The sequence below is a fragment of the Pseudomonas sp. AO-1 genome, from assembly GCF_019775695.1.
GTDB lineage: Bacteria > Pseudomonadota > Gammaproteobacteria > Pseudomonadales > Pseudomonadaceae > Aquipseudomonas > Aquipseudomonas parakoreensis.
In genome coordinates this window covers 787,670-810,253 of record NZ_CP079947.1, presented here as the reverse complement: position 1 = coordinate 810,253, position 22,584 = coordinate 787,670, and the positions used below count along the sequence as shown (strand labels likewise).

At 60.5% G+C, this 22,584-nt stretch carries 18 protein-coding genes; 12 read left to right on the top strand and 6 right to left on the bottom strand.

Annotation, left to right across the window (positions count from 1 at the left end):
* Nucleotides 1–40 precede the first annotated feature (40 nt).
* From KVQ82_RS03720 to KVQ82_RS03710, 3 genes are all read right to left on the bottom strand, one after another.
* Entirely contained in the window at nucleotides 41–1,165 is a 1,125-nt protein-coding gene (locus KVQ82_RS03720; RefSeq protein WP_007966453.1) for an ABC transporter ATP-binding protein, read from the bottom strand.
* A gap of 341 nt (nucleotides 1,166–1,506) precedes the next feature.
* Nucleotides 1,507–2,136 (bottom strand): response regulator transcription factor, encoded by a 630-nt coding sequence (locus KVQ82_RS03715; protein WP_003228820.1) that lies wholly within the window; start codon nucleotides 2,134–2,136, stop codon nucleotides 1,507–1,509.
* Nucleotides 2,137–2,221: 85 nt separating this feature from the next.
* Nucleotides 2,222–4,618, bottom strand: coding sequence for a transporter substrate-binding domain-containing protein (locus tag KVQ82_RS03710; protein ID WP_086793419.1), 2,397 nt, complete (start codon nucleotides 4,616–4,618; stop codon nucleotides 2,222–2,224).
* A gap of 74 nt (nucleotides 4,619–4,692) precedes the next feature.
* On the opposite strand from KVQ82_RS03710, the gene KVQ82_RS03705 reads away from it, so the two are divergent.
* Entirely contained in the window at nucleotides 4,693–5,682 is a 990-nt protein-coding gene (locus tag KVQ82_RS03705; protein ID WP_222018071.1) for an alpha/beta hydrolase family protein, read from the top strand.
* A 101-nt stretch (nucleotides 5,683–5,783) separates the two neighbouring features.
* Here KVQ82_RS03705 and KVQ82_RS03700 read toward each other — a convergent pair whose 3' ends face one another.
* The 3 genes from KVQ82_RS03700 to KVQ82_RS03690 are packed head-to-tail and all read right to left on the bottom strand — an operon-like array spanning nucleotide 5,784 to nucleotide 8,240.
* Entirely contained in the window at nucleotides 5,784–6,551 is a 768-nt protein-coding gene (locus tag KVQ82_RS03700; RefSeq protein WP_041070087.1) for a TerB family tellurite resistance protein, read from the bottom strand.
* A gap of 1 nt (nucleotide 6,552) precedes the next feature.
* The gene (gene murU / locus KVQ82_RS03695; protein WP_198758993.1) at nucleotides 6,553–7,224 is read right to left on the bottom strand and encodes an N-acetylmuramate alpha-1-phosphate uridylyltransferase MurU; all 672 of its coding nucleotides are present in this window, start codon (nucleotides 7,222–7,224) and stop codon (nucleotides 6,553–6,555) included.
* Nucleotides 7,221–8,240 (bottom strand): aminoglycoside phosphotransferase family protein, encoded by a 1,020-nt coding sequence (locus tag KVQ82_RS03690; RefSeq protein ID WP_145593494.1) that lies wholly within the window; start codon nucleotides 8,238–8,240, stop codon nucleotides 7,221–7,223. The genes murU and KVQ82_RS03690 overlap by 4 nt, the downstream gene beginning before the upstream one ends.
* Nucleotides 8,241–8,370: 130 nt before the next feature.
* Between KVQ82_RS03690 and KVQ82_RS03685 the strand changes: the two genes are divergently transcribed.
* From KVQ82_RS03685 to KVQ82_RS03635, 11 genes are all read left to right on the top strand, one after another.
* Nucleotides 8,371–11,145: an LPS-assembly protein LptD gene (locus KVQ82_RS03685; protein ID WP_222018069.1), complete on the top strand. Its 2,775-nt coding sequence runs from the start codon at nucleotides 8,371–8,373 to the stop codon at nucleotides 11,143–11,145.
* Nucleotides 11,126–12,442: a peptidylprolyl isomerase SurA gene (gene surA / locus KVQ82_RS03680; protein WP_222018068.1), complete on the top strand. Its 1,317-nt coding sequence runs from the start codon at nucleotides 11,126–11,128 to the stop codon at nucleotides 12,440–12,442. The genes KVQ82_RS03685 and surA overlap by 20 nt, the downstream gene beginning before the upstream one ends.
* Complete coding sequence (gene pdxA, locus KVQ82_RS03675) at nucleotides 12,439–13,428, top strand: 4-hydroxythreonine-4-phosphate dehydrogenase PdxA (protein ID WP_222018066.1); 990 nt, start codon at nucleotides 12,439–12,441, stop codon at nucleotides 13,426–13,428. The genes surA and pdxA overlap by 4 nt, the downstream gene beginning before the upstream one ends.
* Nucleotides 13,425–14,243 carry a 16S rRNA (adenine(1518)-N(6)/adenine(1519)-N(6))-dimethyltransferase RsmA gene (gene rsmA / locus KVQ82_RS03670; protein ID WP_145593498.1) on the top strand — a complete coding sequence of 273 codons (819 nt, stop codon included), beginning with the start codon at nucleotides 13,425–13,427 and terminating at the stop codon, nucleotides 14,241–14,243. Before pdxA ends, rsmA begins: the two co-directional genes overlap by 4 nt.
* Before the next feature lie 114 nt (nucleotides 14,244–14,357).
* Nucleotides 14,358–14,738, top strand: a complete 381-nt coding sequence (gene apaG, locus KVQ82_RS03665; RefSeq protein ID WP_108183985.1) for a Co2+/Mg2+ efflux protein ApaG — start codon at nucleotides 14,358–14,360, stop codon at nucleotides 14,736–14,738.
* Complete coding sequence (locus KVQ82_RS03660) at nucleotides 14,738–15,619, top strand: symmetrical bis(5'-nucleosyl)-tetraphosphatase (RefSeq protein WP_222018064.1); 882 nt, start codon at nucleotides 14,738–14,740, stop codon at nucleotides 15,617–15,619. Before apaG ends, KVQ82_RS03660 begins: the two co-directional genes overlap by 1 nt.
* A 33-nt stretch (nucleotides 15,620–15,652) precedes the next feature.
* Nucleotides 15,653–15,982: a thiosulfate sulfurtransferase GlpE gene (gene glpE / locus KVQ82_RS03655; protein ID WP_217865074.1), complete on the top strand. Its 330-nt coding sequence runs from the start codon at nucleotides 15,653–15,655 to the stop codon at nucleotides 15,980–15,982.
* Nucleotides 15,983–16,276: 294 nt separating this feature from the next.
* On the top strand, nucleotides 16,277–18,199 hold the full coding sequence (locus KVQ82_RS03650) for a PrkA family serine protein kinase (protein WP_003228848.1): 1,923 nt from the start codon (nucleotides 16,277–16,279) through the stop codon (nucleotides 18,197–18,199).
* A 205-nt stretch (nucleotides 18,200–18,404) separates the two neighbouring features.
* Entirely contained in the window at nucleotides 18,405–19,676 is a 1,272-nt protein-coding gene (locus KVQ82_RS03645) for a YeaH/YhbH family protein (RefSeq protein ID WP_041070055.1), read from the top strand.
* Nucleotides 19,673–21,235 carry a SpoVR family protein gene (locus KVQ82_RS03640; RefSeq protein ID WP_041070053.1) on the top strand — a complete coding sequence of 521 codons (1,563 nt, stop codon included), beginning with the start codon at nucleotides 19,673–19,675 and terminating at the stop codon, nucleotides 21,233–21,235. The genes KVQ82_RS03645 and KVQ82_RS03640 overlap by 4 nt, the downstream gene beginning before the upstream one ends.
* Before the next feature lie 64 nt (nucleotides 21,236–21,299).
* On the top strand, nucleotides 21,300–22,523 hold the full coding sequence (locus KVQ82_RS03635; protein WP_222018062.1) for a multifunctional CCA addition/repair protein: 1,224 nt from the start codon (nucleotides 21,300–21,302) through the stop codon (nucleotides 22,521–22,523).
* Nucleotides 22,524–22,584 lie beyond the last annotated feature (61 nt).

Genomic DNA, 22,584 nt, shown 5'->3' with positions numbered 1-22,584 from the left:
TCTCCACGTGCAGGGTTGGTGTTGGTATTGCGGGGGCGTTTTAGTGCGCCTCTAGAAGTGGGTCGAGCGCGCGAACGTGCTCGACCTGCCAGCCAAGCGGTACCACGTCCCCGACCGCGAGCGCGGGATCGAGCTCGGCAATCGGCTGTTTCACGAAGAAGTCGGTCTTGCCGCAGACTTCCAGGCGCACCCGGACGTGGTCGCCCAGATAGATGAATTCCGCCACCCTCCCTGAGAAGCGGTTGACGCATTGGTCGCTCGAACCATTGAGGCTGACGCGCTCCGGGCGGATCGACAGGGTCACCGGTTCGCCGGTCTGGCCGACGTTGACCGCCAGCGCCTCGACCTTCTCACCCCGACCCAGCTCGACCACGCAACGCTCGCCGCTCTGGCTGAGCAGGCGGCCGTTGAGGCGGTTGTTCTCGCCGATGAAGTTGGCGACGAAGGTGTTTTTCGGTTCTTCGTAGAGGGTGCGCGGCGGCGCGATCTGCTGGATTTCGCCCTGATGGAACACGGCGACGCGGTCGGACATGGTCAGCGCTTCACCCTGGTCGTGGGTCACGTAGACCACCGTCACGCCGAGGCGCTGGTGCAGGTGCTTGATCTCCATCTGCATGTGTTCGCGCAATTGCTTGTCGAGTGCGCCCAGCGGTTCGTCCATCAGCACCAGTTGCGGTTCGAACACCAGCGCCCGCGCTAACGCCACACGCTGCTGCTGACCGCCGGAGAGTTGCGCCGGATAACGCGAAGCGAACGCGTCGAGCTGGACCATGCTCAGGACTTTCTTGACCTTGTCGCTGACGTCGCTCTTGTTCAGGCCACGTACGGTCAGCGGGAAGGCCAGATTCTCGGCCACGGTCATGTGCGGGAACAGCGCGTAGTTCTGAAACACCATGCCGATGTCGCGCTTGTGCGGCGGCACGTTGTTGATTGCACGACCGGCCAGGAGGATTTCGCCGGCGGTCGGGGTTTCGAACCCGGCGAGCATCATCAGGCTGGTGGTCTTGCCCGAGCCGGACGGCCCGAGCAGGGTCAGGAACTCGCCTTTGCGAATGTCCAGGTTGAGGTCTTTGACGATCAGGTTCTCGCCGTCGTAGCTCTTCTGCACTCCACGAAAGCTGACCAGCACGTCACTGGCCCCTGCGTTTGAATCGACCTGGCTCATACCCACACCTTTGTTATTGGTAACTGCTGTGGATTAAGCCTAGTGGCTGGCGCCAGCCGCGCAAATCGGGGCGCAGGAGAGAATCGCCTCAGCCGGATGGAAGGTTGGGGGTAGGGATTGCCCTACAAGGATGGCGCGTTTTGGCAAGCGCAGCGGCAAGCGATGGGCTGCAAGCTGCAAGTAAAGGCTTTAGCGGATTTACAGGCTGTCGCTAATGGGCATGCTGACACTGAACCTGTGGGAGCTGGCTTGCCAGCGATAGCGGTGGGTCAGTCGGCATTGAATTAGCAGACAGTCCGTCATCGCTGGCAAGCCAGCTCCCACAAGTTTCTACAGTGTTGCTAAAGGAGTTTGTGTTCCATCGCGTATTTGACCAGTTCGGCCAGCGAGGTGATGTTGAGCTTCTGCATCAGCCGCGCCTTATGGGTGCTGATGGTCTTGCTGCTCAGCGCCAGTTGCTGGGCGATGTCATTGACGTTGGCGCCCTGGGCCAGGCGTTCGAACACCGAGAATTCGCGCTCGGACAGCAGCGAATGCAACGGTCGCGTGTCGGTCAGGCCGACCTCGAAGACCATCCGGTCGGCCAGCTCCGGGTCAATGTAGCGCCCACCCGCCGCGACCTTGCGAATCGCCGTCAGCAGCAACGCCGGATCACTGTCTTTGGTCGCATAGCCAGCAGCGCCGACCTTCAGCGCGCGGGCGGCCATTTGCGCTTCATCGTGCATCGACAGCACCAGAATCGCCGGTGGATTGTTCAACGCGCGAATCCGCGGGATCGCCTCCAGGCCGTTGACGCCAGGCATCGAGATGTCCAGCAGCACCACCTCGCACGGCACACTGCGCAGGGTTTCGAGCAACTGCTCGCCATTGCTCGCCTCCCCCACCACTTGCAGGTCCTTGGCCAGGCCGATCAATTGCTTGATGCCTTCCCGGACGATGGTGTGGTCTTCGGCTACCAGTACGCGGATCAAATTTTCTCTCCAGATTTCAGGTACACACCAAACCCTGTGGGAGCGAGCTTGCTCGCGATAGCGTCAGCTCAAACACCACAAACCTTCAAACCTCACTCACCGGCACCCACACCTTCAGACTGGTGCCCTCGCCCGGCTCACTCTCAAGCACCAACCGCCCGCCCATGATCAACACCCGCTCGCGCATGCCGACCAGGCCAAAGGATGTCGGCCGCTGCGCCGTCGCGACAAAGCCTGCGCCATCGTCGCTGACCGTCAGACACAACTCGTCGCCTTTCAGCGCCAGCGTCAGCTCCACAGTATGCGCTTGGGCGTGGCGCATCACATTGGTCAGCGCCTCCTGCAGGATGCGGAACAGCCCGATCGCCTTGGCGTCGCTGAGCACCGGCAGATTGTCCGGCACCTGCACCAGACATGGAATCTGCGTGCGCGCCTCGAATCGCCGCGCCTGCCACTCGATCGCCGAGGCGATCCCGGCATCGAGGATCGGCGGGCGCAGCGCCGTCGCCACATCGCGCACCAGCTGGAACAGCTGGGCGATCAGGCGTTTCATGCTGTTCAACCGTTCGTGCAGGCCCGGATCGAGTTGTGCATAGGCCAATTCGCACATCGAGGTTTCCAGTTTCAGCACCGTGAGCATCTGCCCCAGCTCATCGTGCACTTCGCGGGCGATGCGTGCCTTCTCTTCTTCACGCACGCTTTCCAGGTGCGCCGACAGCTCGCGCAGCTGCTCGCGGGACGCCGCCAGTTCCAGTTCGATGCGCTTGCTTTCGCTGATGTCCCAGACGATGCCATCCCAGACATAGGCGCCATCCTCCAGCTGGCGGGTGATGGCCTTGATCTCGGCCCAGCGCTGTTCACCCTGACGGGTGAGGATGCGGCCCTGCCACGACCAGTCACTGTCGGTGTCCAGTGCCTGATCCTGGGTCTGGTGGTAACTGGCCTTGTCGTCCGGGTGCACCAGGCTGCGCAAGCCCATGTCGCGGTGAGCGATGGCGGCCGGCGCGTAGCCGACCAGACTCTCGCTGCCCTCGCTGATGTAGGCGAAATCGATCTGCCCGGTCACTGGCGCCCGCTCCAGGCGAAACACCAGCCCCGGTACGTTGGCGGCGATGCCTTGCAGGCGCGCTTCACTTTCCTGTAACGCGGCCAGCGCGCGGCGACGCTCGGTGACGTCGGTGAGATAAACCACCAGATACTCGCTGTCGCGAAAGCGCAGAAAACTCAGCGAAACGTCCGCCGGCAGGACGCTGCCATCGGCGCGCACGCAGCTGGTTTCAAAGCTCAGCGGTCCTTCTTCACTGGCCCGCGCGCGTTTCCACAGGTTGAGCCAGCGGTCCATGTGCAGACCGGGTTCGAAATCGATCAGCGGCCGTTCGATCAACGCGCCCTGTGGATAACCGAGCATGCTTTCCGCCGCGCGGTTGGCGTAACGCACATGGCTGTCCCAGTTGACCCAAAGAATGCCGACAGTACTTTGATCGATGGAAAACTGGGTCAGGCGTAAGGCTTCTTCGCTGGCCGCGCGCAGGGCGATGTCTTCCCGGGCGGCCAGCAGGCGGTGTTCGAGACTGTGTTGCTGGCGTCGTTGCCAGACCACAATGGCCACACAACTGAGCAACAACACCGCAAACAGCAAACTGAGGTTCTGCCAGAACCCCGGCGACTCCGACAGACGCGGGTATTTGGGTTGCAGCCATTGCGTGTGCAGGCGTTCCAGATCCTTCGCAGGAATCGCCCGCAGAGCACTTTCAACAATGCCGGCCAACGCCGGCCAGTCGCGCCGTGTGGCAATCCGCAACAGCTGCGGCAAGCCGATATCGCCGACCACCACCAACCCGGCGAACTCAGGTTCGGCAGACAACCGTCCGAGTTGCGCTTCATCCACCACCGCGTAGGACGCCTGCTGGGTCAACAGCAGTTGTAGCGCCTGACGCTCCAGCGGCACGCCTTGCAGATTCAGATGGGGATAGGTGCTGCGCAAATAGTCTGCCGTCACGCTGGGCATGCGCACGGCGACGCGCGACAGGCTGTCGAGTTTTTCCAGCTCGACCACGCCGCCGCTCTTCTGGTCGCTGACCACCAGTTGCGGCACCCGCATGTAGGGATCGGAAAACTGCCACAGACGCAGTGCACCCGGGGTCTGGGTCAGGCCCGGGGCGATGTCGATTTCGCCGTCGCGGGCGGCCTCCTCCAGTTGCGCCAGATCCTGAAAATTGCGCCAGCTCAACTCGACGTTCAAGGTCTTGGCCAGTGACTTCATCAATTCGACATTGGCCCCGGACAAGCGCTGCAGACGTCGGTCGTATTGCGCGTACGGCGCCTGCAGCACCAGGCCCACACGCAACTCACGGTGCTGCGCCAGCCATTGCTGCTCGGCGGGCGTCAACAGCGCTGCATGCGCCGCCGGCGCAGACGCCGCCCAGCCCATCAAGGGAAAACACAACCCGCCGATAACCCACAGGCAGCAAAAACGCATCATTGAAGTCTCGTACACTGACAAATTCTGACCAACCCATTAGGCTGCCGGGATACTTTTCTGGCCTGGAATAACCGATGCCCTCTGTCTATCGCCTGGCAATGCCAGCATTGTGCCTGTCGCTGATCCTGCCTTGTGCGTTTTCCGTCGAAGCCGCCGATCCGGCGCCCGCCTCCTCCGTCGAGCAACCGGCCGCCGAAAAACCCGCCGAACGCCAGCCACTGCTTGAGCGTAGTCAGGAAGAAGCCGCAGCACTCGAACGCAAAGTCCCGGCACAAGAACAGCAGCAACTGCGGGCCGGCGCCGACACTTTCCTCGCCCTGTGGAAACCGGCCAACACTGCCGAACCCAAAGGTGCAGTGATTATTGTCCCTGGCGCCGGCGAAACCGCTGACTGGCCGCAAGTAATCGGCCCGCTGCGCAACAAATTGCCCGACGTCGAGTGGAGCAGCCTGAGTATCACCCTGCCGGATCTGCAAAGCGATGTCATCGCTCCACGCGTGATTGCGCCCGCCGCCGCGCCGAAAGCCGCGGAAAGTGGCAGCAAGGATGCCACCACCGCGCAACCGATCGAACAGGCCGCGGGCGGCGAAGCGGACGTGGCGGATCAGGTCGTGGCCGAAACGACTGAAGAACAATCCAAGGCGGATGCCGAGCGAATCTTTGCGCGGATCGACGCGGCCATTGCCTACGCCGAGCAACAAAGCGCACGCCGGGTCGTGGTCCTCGGTCACGGCACAGGTGCCTACTGGGCCGCACGCTTCCTCAGCGAGCGGCAGACTGCTCAGGTTGAGAAACTGCTGATGGTCGATGCGCAAACGCCGAGCAAGGCCAAGCCACAACTGGCCGAGCTGACACCGACCCTGAAGTTGCCGACGGCGGATATTTTCTACATGGACAAGGCGCTGGATCGCAACGCGGCGCTCGAGCGCATGCAGGCCAGCAAGCGCCTGAAGACTTCGGCGTTCAGCCAGGTGGCGCTCAAGGCGTTGCCGGACAAAAAGGCTGAGCAGGAACAGCTGTTTCGGCGGGTGCGTGGCTGGTTGAACCCGCAGAAGACTGACTGATAGAAACAAAAGCAAAAGATCGCAGCCTGCGGCAGCTCCTACCTCGGAATGCCTTTCCTGTAGGAGCTGCCGCAGGCTGCGATCTTTTGCTCTTTTGATCGCTAGCGAAAATCCCGCCGCGCCCGAATCAGGGTAAACGCGTTGTGCAGCTCACGGGTTTTCTCGGTCGCCTCGCGCACCTGCTCAGGCGTCGCTCCGCTGCCGGCGATCTTGTCCGGGTGATGACGACTGAGCAGCCGTCGATAGGCACGCTTGATCTGTGCCGGCTCGCTGGTCGCCGACACGCCGAGCAGGCGCATCGCTTCCTGATAACTCACCGCCGCACTGACAATCGGCCGTTTATTCGGCTCGTAATCATTGGCCAGCGCCTGAATCTGGTGGGTTGTCCAACCCAGCCACTTGCCCCACTGCGCCAACAATTCACGCTCACTGACGCCCGCGCGACCGTCGGCCCAGACCATCCGCCAGCAGGCGCGCAACACACCTTCGGCGGCATGCGGCTGAGCACTCAGGCGCCGCAGATAACCGCGCAGGCGGTCGCCACCGGACTTGCCACGATTGAACGCCGCAATCGCCCGCCGCCGCGCCGGCTCGCTCATTTCCAGCGCGTTCATTTCATTGCGCGCCTGCTGGATATGGCCGTCCGTCACCCGTCCGTCACTCTTGGCCAGACGCCCGAGCAACACGAACAACAATTCGTCGTTGCGCAACATCGGCCGTCCGCCGAGCTTTTCCCGCAGATGCCCCCAGCTCTGCAAGTGCAGGCGCCGATCCAGCGCCTGCCCCAACAATGCCCCAAGCATGGCCCCCGGAATGCTGGCGATCGCAAAACCCGCTCCGGCTCCAATCAGAGTCCCTGGCCACAACATATCAACGACTCGCTTCTATCAATGCTTCGGCTTCGGCCAGACGCTCATGCGTGCCGACATCCACCCAATGGCCTTTCAGACGTTCACCGCTGACCTGCCCGTCTGCCATGGCTTTGCGCAGCAACGGTGCAAGCTTGAAGGCCCCTTGCGTGCAGCCATCGAACAACTGCGGATGCAGGACGGCGATGCCGCTGTAGGTCAGGGTTGCCGCGTCCGGTTGGCCATCGATCACCTGACCGTCGGTCAAGATGAAATCACCTTGCGGGTGGTGGGCCGGGTTGTCCGCCAGCACCAGATGCGCCAGACCGTTGATCGGTTGGTGCAGTACGCTGAAGTCGTAGTCGGTCCAGATATCGCCGTTGACCACCAAAAAGGCGTCGTCACCGAGCAACGGCAAAGCACGGAAAATCCCGCCGCCGGTTTCCAGCGGCTCGCCTTCCGGCGAGTACTGGATGCTCACGCCAAACTGCGAACCGTCGCCCAGGTAATCCTCGATCTGCTGACCGAGCCAGGCATGGTTGATCACGATTTCACTGAAACCGGCCGCCGCCAGCGCCCGCAGGTGGTATTCGATCAACGGCACGCCGCCGGCACGCACCAGCGGCTTGGGTGTGGTCAGGGTCAGCGGGCGCATGCGCTCGCCCTTGCCTGCCGCAAGAATCATCGCCTTCATGCGATCGCTCCACCACGCAGACTGGCGAGCAATGCCTGCAGATCCGCCAGTTCAGGACGACGCGCAATCACCGCTTCTATATAGGCGAAGAAACGCGGCACGTCGGCCAGGTAGCGCGGCTTGCCATCGCGATGGCAGATGCGGGCGAAGATGCCGATGACTTTCAGGTGGCGTTGTACGCCCATCAGGTCGCTGGCACGCAGGAAGTCTTCGAAGTCGGCCTGCACCGGAATGTCCAGCGCCGAGGCTTGCTGCCAGTAACTTTCCAGCCAGCCGCGCACGCGCTCTTCAGGCCAGCTGAGGAAGGCGTCCTTGAACAGGCAGGTGACGTCGTAGGTGACCGGGCCATACACCGCATCCTGAAAGTCCAGCACACCGGGATTCGGCTCGCTGAGCATCAGGTTGCGCGGCATGTAGTCGCGGTGCACCAGGACTTTCGGCTGGGCCAGGGCGCTGTCGATCAGCAGCTCGCTGACGGACTGCCATTGTTGCTGCTGTGCTGCGTCGAACTCGATGCCGAGCTCGCGTTTCACGTACCACTCGGGGAACAATTCCAGCTCACGGCGCAGCAGCGCGACGTCGTAGCTCGGCAGTGGTGCGATCATCGGCAATTGCTGAAAAGCCAACAGCGCCTGCAGGGCATCGCTGAACAAAGCATCGGCATTTTCGCCGTCGATTACGTCGAGATAGGTCTTGTTGCCCAGGTCATTGAGCAAAAGAAAACCGCGTTCGAGGTCTTCTGCATAAATTTTCGGCACGTTAATTCCGGATTTCGCCAGCAAAAAGGCGATATCCACGAACGGTTTGCAGTTTTCCTGGGGCGGTGGCGCGTCCATCACGACGAAACTGCGGCCCGCGCCTTCCCAGCGGAAATACCGGCGGAAACTCGCGTCGCTGCTGGCCGCGGTCAACGTGGCCGGGGGCACGGCGCCCCAGCCTTGATCTGCAAACAGGATTGCCAACTGCTCATCGAGCCAAACTTTCAGGTGTTGCAAGCGTACATCTTGGTCAGGCATTGCAAGGGTCTCCGACGGCGCTAGCCGTCAAGCGGGTCATGCTTTATTATCCAGCATCTTTTTCAGACCATCGAGAGGCGTGCGGCCCACACCGCGGGCAGATGGCACGCAGGAAGCCCGGACTAATAAGATGGCATTGAAATCCCCCGCGTTTCGTAAAAAATTTCCGTTGTTGGTAACCGGCAGTCTGCTGGCTATGCAACCTCTGGCCAGTCAATTCGTTGTTGCCGCCGAGCAGTATGACTGCGCCGTCTCGGCAACGGGTGGCTGGGCGTGTGCGCCCAAGACGCCGGCAGCTGCATTGCCGCCGCGTCCGGTGCATGACGGCAGCGCCGTCAGCGCCGCCGGCGAAGCCCCGGCCCAGAACGGTTCCACATCCGACACCGGCGCCAAGCCTGTGCTGGTCACCGAAGCCAAGGGCCGCGGTCTGAAATCACGTAGCGAAGACTACAGTCACCTCGACTGGGTTCCGCGCGAGAAGCTCACCGCCGCCCAATTGGCCGAGACCGGTCCTTACTGCTCTGGTTCCTATATCGAACCGATTCGTCCTGGCATGAATGACAAGACGAATAAAAGTGACGCACCGACCTTTATCGGCGCCAAGGCCTCGCGCTACAACACCGAAGATCAGGTGGGTACGCTGGCCGGCGACGTGGTCCTGCGTCAGGGCAGCATGCAGGTCGAGTCCGACGAGGCCAGCCTGTATCAGGCCGAGAGCCGTGCCGAACTCAATGGCGACGTGCGCATTCGCGACAACGGTGCACTGATCGTCGGCGACCACGCCGATGTGCAGCTCGACACCGGTGAAGCCAAGGTCGACAACGCCGAATACGTGATGCACAAATCGCGCATCCGCGGTAACGCGCTGTACGCCAAGCGTGCCGAGAACGCGATCATCCGCTTGAAGGACGGCACGTACACCACGTGTGAGCCGAACAGCAACGCGTGGCAGCTCAAGGGCAACAACATCACCCTGAACCCGGCCACCGGCTTCGGTACCGCGACCAACGTGACACTGCGGGTCAAGGACATTCCGATCCTGTACACGCCGTACATCTACTTCCCGATCGACGACCGTCGTCAGTCGGGTTTCCTGCCGCCGACCATCGGCACCGGCAGCGACACCGGCTTCATGCTGGTGACTCCGTACTACTTCAACCTGGCGCCGAACTACGATGCCACGTTGTACCCGCGCTACATGAGCAAGCGCGGCATGCTGGTCGAAGGCGAGTTCCGTTACCTGACCAAGTCCAGCGAAGGCCAGTTCGGTGCGGCGTATCTGAACGACGAAGATACCGATCGCAGCAAGCAGACCGACTACGAAAAAAATCGCTACATGTACAACTGGCAGCACAAGGGTGGTCTCGACTCCCGCGTGATGACTCAGGTTGACTACACCAAGATCAGCGATCCGTACTACTTCCAGGACCTGAGCACCGATCAGATCGGTGTGAAGAGCGCTGACTATGTGAACCAGCAGGGATCGGTGACCTACCGCGGTGACAGCTACACCGCACGCCTGAATGCTCAGCAGTACCAATTGGCTACTGTTTCGAACATTACGCCGTACGGCCGTCTGCCGCAGATCACCTTCAATGGTCAGTTGCCGTATCACCCGGAAGGTTTGAATTTCGATTACGAGACCGAGCTTGTGCGGTTTGATCGTGATCTGAAAACAGGAAGCTTTACGGATGAAGACGGCAACGTCTCGCCACGCCTCGATACCAACGTACAGGGTCTGGCGCGCGCCAATGGCGACCGTCTGAATCTGAAACCAGGCGTCAGCCTGCCGATGAACTGGACCTATGGTTTCCTGAAACCATCGCTCAAGTACCAGTACACCCAGTACGACCTTGATCTGGATCAGCGAGGGAAAGACACCCTGCTGGCCGGCGAAAACTATAGTCGTAATCAGAGCCGTGGCGTACCGATCGCCAGCGTCGACAGCGGCCTGTACTTCGACCGCAACACGTCGTACTTCGGCAAGAACTATCGCCAGACCCTGGAACCGCGCCTGTTCTACCTGTATGTACCCAAGGTTGATCAGGAAGACATTCCGGTATTCGACACCAGCGAATACACCTTCAACTACGCTTCGCTGTTCCGTGACAACCGCTTCTCCGGTGCCGACCGTGTCGGTGACGAGAACAAACTGTCGCTGGGCGTGACCAGCCGCTGGATCGAAGACGATGGATTCGAGCGTCAGCGCATCAGCGTCGGTCAGGCTTACTACTTCAAGGATCGTGAAGTCCAACTGCCAGGCATCGCGTTCAAGGATCGCAAGGATGCCCAGTCCGACGTGTCGCCATACGCGCTGGAATACGAATACCGCTGGAACCGCGATTGGCGCACCACGGCCGATTACAACTGGGACCCGGACAGCCGCAGCCCACGCTCCGGCAGCGCGATGTTCCACTACCAGCCAGAAGACAACCCGAACAAGGTGGTCAACGTCGGTTATCGCTATCGCAACGACCAGGTTCGTTACGATCAGACCACCGGCAAATGGTCGGTGGGTGGTGGCGACTACGGCACCCCGGGGCAGCCTGGCTACGTGAAGGACTACTACAAGATCCAGCAGCATGACTTCTCGGTCATCTGGCCGATCGTTCCGCAGTGGAGCGCGATCAGCCGCTGGCAGTACGACTACAACCGCAACCGTACGCTGGAAGCCTTCGGTGGTTTCGAATACGACAACTGCTGCTGGAAACTGCGCCTGATCAACCGTTACTGGGTTTCCTACGACGAATTCAGTCAGGAAGCTCCGCAAAACGAAAAAGGCGACCACGGCGTCTTCCTCCAAATTGTTCTGAAGGGACTCGGCGGCCTGACTGGCGCCAAGGTAGAGAGCTTCCTCGACAAAGGCATCCAAGGTTATCGTCAACGTGAAGACCAAGCTTTCTGATTCTCTGCGCCCGCTGCTGCTGGGCGCGCTGTTCCTGGGTACTGCGGCCAACGCCGCAGTACAGTCCATCGATAAAGTGGTCGCGATCGTTGATAACGACGTGGTCATGCAGAGCCAACTGGACCAGCGCGTCCACGAAGTTCAGCAGACCATCGCCAAGCGTGGCGGCGGCATGCCGCCTCCAGGCGTGCTGGATCAGCAGGTGCTTGAGCGCCTGATCGTCGAAAACCTGCAACTGCAGATCGGCGAGCGTTCCGGCATCCGCATTACCGACGAAGAGCTGAACCAGGCAGTCGGCACCATCGCCCAACGCAACAACATGACCGTGGATCAATTCCGCGCCGCCCTGGCTCACGACGGTTTGTCCTATGACGACGCCCGTGACCAGATCAAGCGCGAGATGATCATCAGCCGCGTGCGTCAGCGCCGCGTGGCAGAACGCATTCAGGTCTCCGAGCAGGAAGTGAAGAACTTCCTCGCTTCCGACCTGGGCAAGATGCAACTGTCCGAAGAACTGCACCTGGCCAACATCCTGATCCCGACGCCGGAAAGCGCCAGTTCTGAAGCGATTCAGAGCGCTTACCGTCAGGCCATGGACGTTTACCAGCAACTCAAGCAAGGCGCTGACTTCGGTCAGATGGCCGTTGCCAAATCCGGCAGCGACAACGCCCTGGAAGGCGGCGACATGGGCTGGCGTAAAGCTGCGCAATTGCCACCGCCGTTCGACCGCGAGTTGAGCAGCATGGCGGTGGGCGACATCACTCAGCCTGCACGCACGCCGGGTGGTTTCATCATCCTCAAGCTGCTGGCCAAACGGGGTGGCGAAACCCAGATGCGTGATGAGGTGCATGTGCGCCACATCCTGGTCAAGCCAAGCCCGATCCGCGACGAAGCCAAGACCAAAGCCCTGGTGCAATCGCTGTACGAGCGCATCCTGGCCGGTGAAGACTTCGCTGAACTGGCGAAGAACTACTCCGAAGACCCGGGCTCGGCGCTCAACGGCGGCGACCTGAACTGGATCGACCCGAACGCACTGGTACCGGAATTCCGCGAAGTGATGGCCAAGACCCCACAAGGTCAGCTGTCCAAGCCGTTCCAGACCCAGTACGGCTGGCACGTGCTGGAAGTCCTTGGCCGCCGCGCCACCGACAGCACCGAATCGGCACGCGAGCAACAGGCAATGAATGTTCTGCGTAACAAAAAATACGATGAAGAGCTGCAAAACTGGCTGCGTCAGATTCGTGAAGAAGCCTACGTAGAAATCAAACTCCCTGGTGCAGACCAGGCAGCGCAGTGAAACCCAAGCGTTTCGCGCTGACACCCGGCGAACCAGCCGGCATCGGTCCCGACCTGTGCCTGCTGCTCGCCTCGCAAGCCCAGCCACATCCCCTGATTGCCATCACCAGCCGCGACCTGCTTACCGAGCGGGCCGCGCAGTTGGGGCTGGCCGTCTCTTTGCTTGAGGTTGCGCCTGACAACTGGCCGGCTGTTCCAGCCCCCGCCGGTAGCCTGTATGTCTGGGATACTCCACTCAGCGCTCCGGTGGTCGCTGGACAACTGAACAAGGCTAACGCCGCCTTCGTCCTCGAAACCCTGACCCGTGCCGGCAACGGCTGCCTGAACGGCGACTTCGCCGGGATGATCACCGCTCCGGTACACAAGGGCGTGATCAACGAATCCGGTATCCCGTTCTCCGGACACACGGAATTCCTCGCCGACCTGACCCACACCGCCCAAGTGGTGATGATGCTCGCTACTCGCGGTTTGCGCGTGGCCCTGGTCACCACTCACCTGCCCCTGCGCGAGATTGCCGATGCAATCACACCGGAGCGGCTGGAGCGGGTCACGCGAATTCTGCACGCCGACCTGCAAGACAAATTCGGCATCGCCCGGCCACGTATTCTGGTCTGCGGACTCAACCCGCACGCCGGTGAAGGCGGACATCTGGGCCATGAAGAAATCGACATCATCGAACCGACATTGGAGCGCCTGCGCGGCGAGGGCATGGACCTCCGTGGCCCGCTGCCTGCCGACACTCTGTTTACCCCCAAATATCTGGAGCACTGCGACGCAGTGCTGGCGATGTACCACGACCAGGGCCTGCCCGTGCTGAAGTACAAAGGCTTCGGCGCGGCGGTCAACGTGACCCTCGGCCTGCCGATCATCCGCACGTCGGTCGACCACGGCACTGCCCTGGATCTGGCCGGCAGCGGCAAGATCGACACCGGCAGCCTGCAGGTCGCCCTGGAAACCGCCTACCAGATGGCCGAGACCCGTTTATGACCGAGCAATACCAACACAAGGCGCGCAAACGCTTTGGCCAGAACTTCCTACACGATGCCGGCGTCATCGACCGCATCCTGCGCTCCATCAGCGCCAAGCCTGACGACCGCATGCTGGAAATCGGCCCGGGCCAGGGCGCACTGACCGCCGGCATCCTCAACTCCGGCGCACAACTCGACGTGGTGGAACTGGACAAGGACCTGATCCCGATCCTCAACCAGCAGTTCGCCGGCAAGAGCAACTTCAACCTGCATCAGGGCGATGCGCTGAAGTTCGACTTCAACACCCTCAACGCCGCGCCGAACAGTCTGCGTGTGGTGGGCAACCTGCCTTACAACATTTCCACGCCGCTGATTTTCCATCTGCTGAACAACGCCGGCATCATTCGCGACATGCACTTCATGCTGCAGAAGGAAGTGGTCGAGCGTCTGGCCGCTGGCCCGGGCGGCGGCGACTGGGGGCGTCTGTCGATCATGGTTCAGTACCACTGCCGCGTGGAGCACCTGTTCAACGTCGGCCCGGGCGCGTTCAATCCGCCGCCGAAGGTCGACTCGGCCATCGTCCGTCTGGTGCCGCACGCGGTGCTGCCGCACCCGGCCAAGGATCATCGCCTGCTCGAACGCGTCGTTCGCGAAGCCTTCAACCAGCGTCGCAAGACCCTGCGCAACACCCTCAAGCAATTGATGACCGCTGCCGAGATCGAAGCCGCAGGTGTCGATGGCAGCCTGCGCCCCGAGCAACTGGACCTGGCCGCATTCGTGCGCCTGGCCGACAAGCTCAGCGAACAAGCCCCGCAAACTCCTGTCGCCGACTGACCGGCGATGAACGCTATCGGGCAGGACGCCACTCTGGTTTACTGCCCGATACTTGCCTAGACTGATTCCCCATCAGCTACGCCTCGCGTTCCGCTTTGCTTAAGGCCCTTTTGCATGTCCGATCCTCGTTATCAGGTCGATGTCAGTGTCGTTACCCGCTACCTGGCAGACCAATCGCAACCCGAGCACCACCGCTTCGCCTTCGCCTACACCATCACCGTGCAGAACAATGGCGAGCGCCCTGCCCAGCTGATGTCACGACATTGGGTCATCACCGACGGTGACGGGCATGTCGAAGAGGTTCGCGGCGCCGGCGTTGTCGGCCAGCAACCGCTGATCGAGGTCGGCAAAAGTCACACTTACAGCAGCGGCACAGTGATGACCACCAAGGTCGGCACCATGCAGGGCACTTACGAAATGGTCGCCGACGATGGCAAGCATTTCGACGCAATCATCAAGCCTTTTCGCCTCGCCGTGCCTGGAGCCCTGCACTGATGACGACGTACGCCGTCGGCGACCTGCAAGGCTGCCTTGCACCGCTCAAATGCCTGCTCAAGCAAGTCGCGTTCGACCCCAAGCTTGATCGGCTGTGGCTGGTCGGTGATCTGGTCAACCGTGGCCCTCAGTCGTTGGAGACCCTGCGGTTTCTCTATGGCATGCGCGAGTCGCTGGTCTGCGTACTCGGCAACCACGATCTGCATCTGCTCGCCGCCGCCAACAACATCGAGCGCCTGAAGAAATCCGACACCCTGCGCGAGATTCTCGAAGCCCCCGATGCGGCTGACCTGCTCGAATGGCTGCGCCAACAGAAACTCATGCACTACGACGAACAGCGCGAAGTCGCCATGGTGCACGCGGGCATCCCCCCGCAGTGGTCGTTGCGCAAGGCCTTGAAGTACGCCGCCGAAGCCGAAGCCGCGCTGCGTGACGACAACCTGTTTCCGTTGTACCTCGATGGCATGTACGGCAACGAGCCGGCGAAGTGGGACAGCGATCTCACCGGCGTGACCCGGCTGCGCGTGATCACCAACTATTTCACCCGCATGCGCTTCTGCACCGCCGACGGCAAGCTCGACCTCAAGAGCAAGGAAGGCCTCGACACCGCGCCACCGGGCTACAAACCGTGGTTCCAGCACAAGGAGCGTAAAACCCGTGGCCTGCGGATCATTTTCGGCCACTGGGCCGCACTGGAAGGCGATGTCCGTGAACCGGGCGTCTCGGCACTGGACACCGGTTGTGTCTGGGGCGGCAGCCTGACCCTGATGAACGTCGACAGCGGCGAGCGCGTGTCGTGCAAATGCGATGAGCACGGCGGACTTGCCCCGACCGTCGCCCCACTTATCCCCGAAACGTCGCCAGTCAGCGTCCCGCGTTAGACTGCGCATTCTGCCGAGCTACAGGAACCCGCTATGAGCGAATTCAAACGAATCCCCCCGGAACAGGCCCAGGCCCTGCGTGAACAAGGCGCAGTCGTGGTCGATGTCCGTGATCCTGCAACTTTTGCCGCCCTGCATATCAGTGGTTCGAAGCATCTGGACAATCACTCGCTGCACGCCTTCATTCAAGGCGCCGACCTCGATGCACCGACCGTTGTCGTCTGCTATCACGGCAATTCCAGCCAAGGCGCCGCAGCCTATCTGGCCAGCCAGGGCTTCTCCGACGTCTACAGCATGGACGGTGGCTTCGAGTTGTGGCGTACGACTTATCCGTCGGAAACCGCGCAAGGCACCGCAGAATAATTTTTTTGTCACGCGCAGGCCCCGGCTCACGCGGGCCTGCGCGTGACAGACGAACGGTCTGCCACAACTAATTACGTATCTCGCCTTTACCTCTCGAATTCCCAACTATCCTTAAGCCCAGGCCATCCAAAACAGGGGAGAGCCGGTACACCGGCGCACGGGTCATCGGGAGTGACTTTCAAGGTTGTCGACCGCGAAAGTGTTCTGGGGGGTAAACAAGCGGCCACCACGGCTGCTTGCCAGCATCGACTGAGTGATCCGGCGTCGGCTCCACGTATCGAGCGAGGTGACGTCATGAGTATCTTTAGCCACTTCCAACAACGCTTCGAGTCCACACGCCAGGAAGAACTCTCGCTGCAGGAGTACCTGGAGCTGTGCAAAAAGGATCGCAGCGCTTACGTTTCCGCCGCCGAGCGTCTACTGATGGCTATTGGCGAACCCGAGCTGCTCGATACGTCGACCAACTCGCGGCTGTCGCGGATCTTCTCCAACAAGGTGATTCGTCGCTATCCGGCCTTTGAAGACTTCCACGGGATGGAAGAATGCATCGACCAGATCGTCTCGTATTTCCGCCATGCCGCCCAAGGCCTGGAAGAGAAGAAACAGATTCTCTACCTGCTCGGCCCCGTCGGTGGCGGTAAGTCGTCCCTGGCCGAGAAGCTGAAACAGTTGATGGAAAAAGTGCCCTTCTATGCGATCAAGGGCTCGCCGGTATTCGAATCACCTCTGGGTCTGTTCAACGCCACCGAAGATGGCGCGATCCTTGAGGAAGACTTCGGCATCCCACGGCGCTATCTCAACACCATCATGTCGCCGTGGGCGACCAAACGCCTGGCTGAATTTGGCGGCGACATCAGCCAGTTCCGTGTGGTCAAGCTGTACCCGTCGATCCTCAATCAGATCGCCGTGGCCAAGACCGAACCGGGCGACGAGAACAACCAGGACATCTCCGCGCTGGTGGGCAAGGTCGACATCCGCAAACTCGAGGAATACCCACAGAACGACGCCGACGCCTACAGCTACTCCGGCGCGCTGTGCCGGGCCAACCAGGGCCTGATGGAATTCGTCGAAATGTTCAAGGCACCGATCAAGGTGCTGCACCCATTGCTGACCGCCACCCAGGAAGGCAACTACAACAGTACCGAAGGCCTCGGTGCGATTCCGTTCACCGGGATCCTGCTCGCCCACTCCAACGAATCGGAATGGCACACCTTCCGCAACAACAAGAACAACGAAGCCTTCATCGACCGGATCTACATCGTCAAAGTACCGTACTGCCTGCGGGTCAGCGACGAAGTGAAGATCTACGACAAATTGCTGTTCAACAGTTCCCTTGCCAAGGCCCACTGCGCGCCGGACACCCTGAAGATGCTGGCGCAGTTCACTGTGCTGTCGCGCCTCAAGGAGCCGGAAAACTCCAACATCTATTCGAAGATGCGCGTCTACGACGGGGAAAACCTAAAAGACACCGATCCGAAGGCCAAGTCGATTCAGGAATACCGCGATTCGGCCGGCGTCGACGAAGGCATGAACGGTCTGTCGACCCGCTTTGCCTTCAAGATCCTGTCCAAAGTGTTCAACTTCGATCCGCATGAAATCGCCGCCAACCCGGTACACCTGCTCTACGTGCTGGAACAGCAGATCGAACAGGAACAGTTCCAGGCTGAAACCCGTGAACGCTACCTGCGCTACCTCAAGGAGTACCTGGCGCCGCGTTATATCGAATTCATCGGCAAGGAGATCCAGACTGCTTACCTGGAGTCTTACAGCGAGTACGGGCAGAACATCTTCGACCGCTACGTGCTGTATGCGGACTTCTGGATTCAGGATCAGGAATACCGCGATCCGGAAACCGGCGAGATTCTCAACCGCGTCGCCTTGAACGAAGAACTGGAGAAAATCGAGAAACCGGCCGGCATCAGCAATCCGAAGGATTTCCGCAACGAGATCGTCAACTTCGTGTTGCGCGCCCGAGCCAACAACAACGGCAAGAACCCGACCTGGCTCAGCTACGAAAAACTGCGGGTGGTCATCGAGAAGAAAATGTTCTCGAACACCGAAGACCTGCTGCCAGTCATCAGCTTCAATGCCAAGGCCAGCAAAGAGGATCAACAGAAACACAACGACTTCGTTACTCGAATGGTCGAACGCGGCTACACCGACAAACAGGTACGACTGCTGTCCGAGTGGTACCTGCGGGTCAGAAAGTCACAGTAAACCGCGGCCGGTCAGACCGGTTGTCGTCAGCCCGAGGCCTGTGCCCGCATTTTCTGCTACACAGGCCTCTGGAAGGTGTTCGCAAGTCGGTAGCGAGGTACAGGCAGCATCCAGAGCGCTTGGGGGAGCGTGTACACCCCTTGGCATTCGGCTCAATGCTGCATGACCGCTCCCGCCTTTGCAGGACAGCTTCTAAGGAGCAGTCATGAGCTATGTGATCGACCGACGTCTCAATGGCAAGAACAAGAGCACGGTGAACCGCCAGCGCTTCCTGCGGCGTTACCGTGATCACATCAAGAAGGCTGTCGAAGAGGCGGTCAGCCGGCGTTCCATCACTGACATGGAACACGGTGAGCAGATCAGCATTCCCGGTCGCGACATCGACGAACCGGTGCTTCACCACGGCCGCGGCGGCAAACAGACCGTGGTTCACCCCGGCAACAAGGAATTCACTGCCGGCGAACACATCGCCCGGCCACCGGGAGGTGGCGGCGGACGCGGTCCCGGCAAGGCTGGCAATTCCGGCGAGGGCATGGACGAATTCGTTTTCCAGATCACTCAGGAAGAATTCCTCGAATTCATGTTCGAAGACCTCGAACTGCCGAATCTGGTGAAACGCAATCTCAGCGGGACTGACACGTTCAAGACCGTGCGAGCCGGGATCAGCAACGAAGGCAACCCGTCGCGGATCAACATCATCCGCACCCTGCGCTCGGCCCATGCCCGGCGCATTGCCCTGTCCGGCAGCAGCCGCGCCAAGCTGCGCGAGGCCAAAGAGGAACTGGCGCGATTAAAACGCGAAGAGCCGGACAACTTCGGCGATATTCAGGAACTCGAGGCAGAGATCGAAAAACTCAGCGCGCGCATCCACCGGGTGCCGTTTCTCGATACGTTCGACCTCAAATACAACCTGCTGGTCAAGCAGCCCAACCCCAGCTCCAAAGCGGTGATGTTCTGCCTGATGGACGTTTCCGGTTCGATGACCCAGGCCACCAAGGACATCGCCAAACGCTTTTTCATCCTGCTGTACCTGTTCCTCAAACGTAACTACGACAAGATCGACGTGGTGTTCATCCGCCACCACACCAGCGCCCGGGAAGTGGACGAGGAAGAGTTCTTCTACTCGCGGGAAACCGGCGGCACCATCGTCTCCAGCGCCCTGAAACTGATGCAGGAGATCATGGCCGAGCGTTATCCGAGCAACGAGTGGAACATCTACGCCGCGCAGGCTTCCGACGGCGACAACTGGAACGACGACTCACCGATCTGCCGCGACATCCTGATCAACCAGATCATGCCGTTTGTGCAGTACTACACTTATGTGGAGATCACCCCACGCGAACACCAGGCCCTCTGGTACGAATACGAACGCATCGCCGAAGCCTTTTCCGACACGTTTGCCCAGCAGCAGCTGGTCTCGGCCGGGGATATTTATCCGGTCTTCCGTGAACTCTTCCAGCGCAGGTTAGTGACATGACCGCCAAAGAGCAGAAGCGCCAACCCATTTCCACCGGCTCCGAATGGACGTTCGAGCTGATTCAGGCCTACGACCGCGAGATCGCCCGGATTGCGGCCCGGTATGCTCTGGATACTTACCCCAACCAGATCGAAGTGATCACCGCCGAGCAGATGATGGACGCCTATGCCTCGGTTGGCATGCCACTGGGCTATCACCACTGGTCCTACGGCAAACACTTCCTCAGCACCGAGAAATCCTACAGCCGCGGGCAAATGGGTCTGGCTTACGAGATCGTGATCAACTCCGACCCGTGCATCGCCTATCTGATGGAGGAAAACACCATCTGCATGCAGGCCCTGGTTGTGGCGCACGCGTGCTATGGCCACAACAGCTTCTTCAAGGGCAACTACCTGTTCCGCACCTGGACCGACGCCAGCTCGATCATCGATTACCTGGTGTTCGCCAAGCAGTACATCATGCAGTGCGAGGAGCGCCACGGTATCGATGCGGTGGAGGACCTGCTCGATTCCTGCCATGCGCTGATGAACTACGGCGTCGACCGCTACAAACGTCCTTATCCGATTTCTGCTGAAGAGGAACGTCGGCGGCAGAAGGACCGCGAAGAGCACCTGCAGAAGCAGATCAACGATCTGTGGCGCACCATTCCCAAAGGCGCAGACAAATACAGCGACAAAGACAACGCCCGCTTCCCGGCCGAGCCGCAGGAAAACATCCTGTATTTCATCGAGAAGCACGCACCGTTGCTGGAGCCGTGGCAGCGGGAAATCGTGCGCATCGTGCGCAAGATCGCCCAGTATTTTTATCCACAGCGCCAGACACAGGTGATGAACGAAGGCTGGGCCACGTTCTGGCACTACACGCTGATGAACGACCTGTATGACGAAGGCCTGGTAACCGACGGCTTCATGATGGAATTCCTTACCTCGCACACCAGCGTGGTGTTCCAGCCAGGTTTCGACAGCCCGTATTACAGCGGAATCAACCCCTACGCACTGGGGTTTGCGATGTATCGCGACATCCGCCGCATGTGCGAAAACCCTACCGAGGAAGACCGGCGCTGGTTCCCGGACATTGCCGGTTCCGACTGGCTCTCGACCATCAAGTTCGCCATGAGCAGCTTCAAGGACGAAAGCTTCATCCTGCAGTACTTGTCACCCAAGGTCATCCGCGATCTCAAGCTGTTCAGCATCCTCGATGACGACCAGAAGGACGATTTGCTGGTGCCGGCGATCCACGACGAAACCGGTTACCGGATCATCCGTGAAACCCTGGCTGCGCAGTACAACCTCGGCAACCGTGAGCCGAACGTGCAGATCTACAGCATCGACCGACGCGGCGACCGCTCGCTGACCTTGCGTCACCAGCAACACGACCGTAAACCGCTGGGCGACTCCACCGATGAGGTACTCAAGCATCTGCACCGGCTGTGGGGCTTCGACATTCATCTGGAAACCCTGCAGGGCGACCAGATCATGAAAACCCACCACGTGCCGCCACGCAGTGAACACAGCGAGGGTGATTACGGTCGACTCGACCTGGCCGTGATTCATCTCTAGTTGCGGTTCTGACCTCCGAAAGTCCGGCACAAGGTTTATCCTGTCGGGCTAACGGAGGTTTTTTATGCAGATTTTCAAGGTTGGCGGTGCGGTACGCGATCGCTTGCTCGGGTTACCGGTGACCGATATTGATTGGGTAGTGGTCGGCGCCACGGCGGACGAGATGATAGGCAAGGGGTATCGCCCGGTGGGCGCGGATTTTCCGGTATTCCTGCACCCGCAAACCGGCGAGGAATACGCTCTCGCCCGTACCGAACGCAAAAGCGGTCGCGGTTATGGCGGCTTCACCTTTCACGCCAGCCCCGAAGTCACCCTTGAAGAGGACCTGATCCGCCGCGACCTGACCATCAATGCAATGGCCGAGGATGATCAGCAGAACCTGACGGATCCGTACCATGGCCAGCGCGATCTCGAAGCGCGCATTCTGCGTCACGTTTCTCCCGCATTTGCCGAAGATCCGCTCCGGGTACTGCGCGTTGCGCGCTTTGCCGCGCGTTATGCCGGACTGGGTTTCACCGTTGCCTCAGAAACGCTGGAATTGATGCGTCAGCTCAGCGAATCCGGCGAGCTGGAAGCGTTGACCGCCGAGCGCAGCTGGAAAGAAATCTCCCGCGCGCTTATGGAGGATCAGCCACAGGTATTCATTGAGGTGCTTCGCGACTGCGGCGCGCTGAAAGTACTGATGCCGGAAGTTGACGCGCTGTTTGGCGTGCCGCAACCGGAAGCGCATCACCCGGAAATCGATACTGGGCTCCACACACTCAGCGTGCTGGAACAATCGGCGCTGCACAAACAACCGCTAACCGTACGCTGGGCCTGCCTGCTGCACGATCTTGGCAAAGGCCTGACTCCTGAAGAAGCCTGGCCACGGCACATCGCCCATGAACACACGGGGTTGAAGCTGATCAAAGCGGTCAACGAACGCTTCAAGGCGCCAAAGGACTGTCAGGAACTGGCGTTGCTGGTCGGCCAGTACCACACCCACGGCCACCGCGCCCTGGAGCTGAAGGCATCGACCTTGCTGGAGCTTTTGCAGAGCTTTGACGTGTATCGTCGCCCGCAGCGTTTCGAGGAGTTCATCGTCGCGTGCGAGATGGATGCGCGCGGACGCAAGGGGCTGGAACAGCGCAGTTATCCACAGGCCGATTATCTACGCGGCGCTGCCAGTGCGGCGCGTGGCGTGGCAGTGCAGCCGTTGCTGGAGAAGGGATTCAAAGGCCCGGAACTGGGCGAAGCGCTTAAACGCGAGCGACTCAAGGCGTTGAAGGCGTACAAAGAGAACGCTTGAAACAAGATCAAAAGATCGCAGCCTGCGGCAGCTCCTACATGGAAACGCGCGTCCCCGTGTA

Bases quoted from the DNA above. Each gene is read 5' to 3' on its own strand.
- KVQ82_RS03720 (WP_007966453.1), bottom strand. From the start codon at position 1,165: ATGAGCCAGGTCGATTCAAACGCAGGGGCCAGTGACGTGCTGGTCAGC.
- KVQ82_RS03710 (WP_086793419.1), bottom strand. From the start codon at position 4,618: ATGATGCGTTTTTGCTGCCTGTGGGTTATCGGCGGGTTGTGTTTTCCC.
- KVQ82_RS03705 (WP_222018071.1), top strand. From the start codon at position 4,693: ATGCCCTCTGTCTATCGCCTGGCAATGCCAGCATTGTGCCTGTCGCTG.
- KVQ82_RS03700 (WP_041070087.1), bottom strand. From the start codon at position 6,551: ATGTTGTGGCCAGGGACTCTGATTGGAGCCGGAGCGGGTTTTGCGATC.
- murU (WP_198758993.1), bottom strand. From the start codon at position 7,224: ATGAAGGCGATGATTCTTGCGGCAGGCAAGGGCGAGCGCATGCGCCCG.
- KVQ82_RS03690 (WP_145593494.1), bottom strand. From the start codon at position 8,240: ATGCCTGACCAAGATGTACGCTTGCAACACCTGAAAGTTTGGCTCGAT.
- KVQ82_RS03685 (WP_222018069.1), top strand. From the start codon at position 8,371: ATGGCATTGAAATCCCCCGCGTTTCGTAAAAAATTTCCGTTGTTGGTA.
- rsmA (WP_145593498.1), top strand. From the start codon at position 13,425: ATGACCGAGCAATACCAACACAAGGCGCGCAAACGCTTTGGCCAGAAC.
- apaG (WP_108183985.1), top strand. From the start codon at position 14,358: ATGTCCGATCCTCGTTATCAGGTCGATGTCAGTGTCGTTACCCGCTAC.
- KVQ82_RS03660 (WP_222018064.1), top strand. From the start codon at position 14,738: ATGACGACGTACGCCGTCGGCGACCTGCAAGGCTGCCTTGCACCGCTC.
- glpE (WP_217865074.1), top strand. From the start codon at position 15,653: ATGAGCGAATTCAAACGAATCCCCCCGGAACAGGCCCAGGCCCTGCGT.
- KVQ82_RS03650 (WP_003228848.1), top strand. From the start codon at position 16,277: ATGAGTATCTTTAGCCACTTCCAACAACGCTTCGAGTCCACACGCCAG.
- KVQ82_RS03645 (WP_041070055.1), top strand. From the start codon at position 18,405: ATGAGCTATGTGATCGACCGACGTCTCAATGGCAAGAACAAGAGCACG.
- KVQ82_RS03640 (WP_041070053.1), top strand. From the start codon at position 19,673: ATGACCGCCAAAGAGCAGAAGCGCCAACCCATTTCCACCGGCTCCGAA.
- KVQ82_RS03635 (WP_222018062.1), top strand. From the start codon at position 21,300: ATGCAGATTTTCAAGGTTGGCGGTGCGGTACGCGATCGCTTGCTCGGG.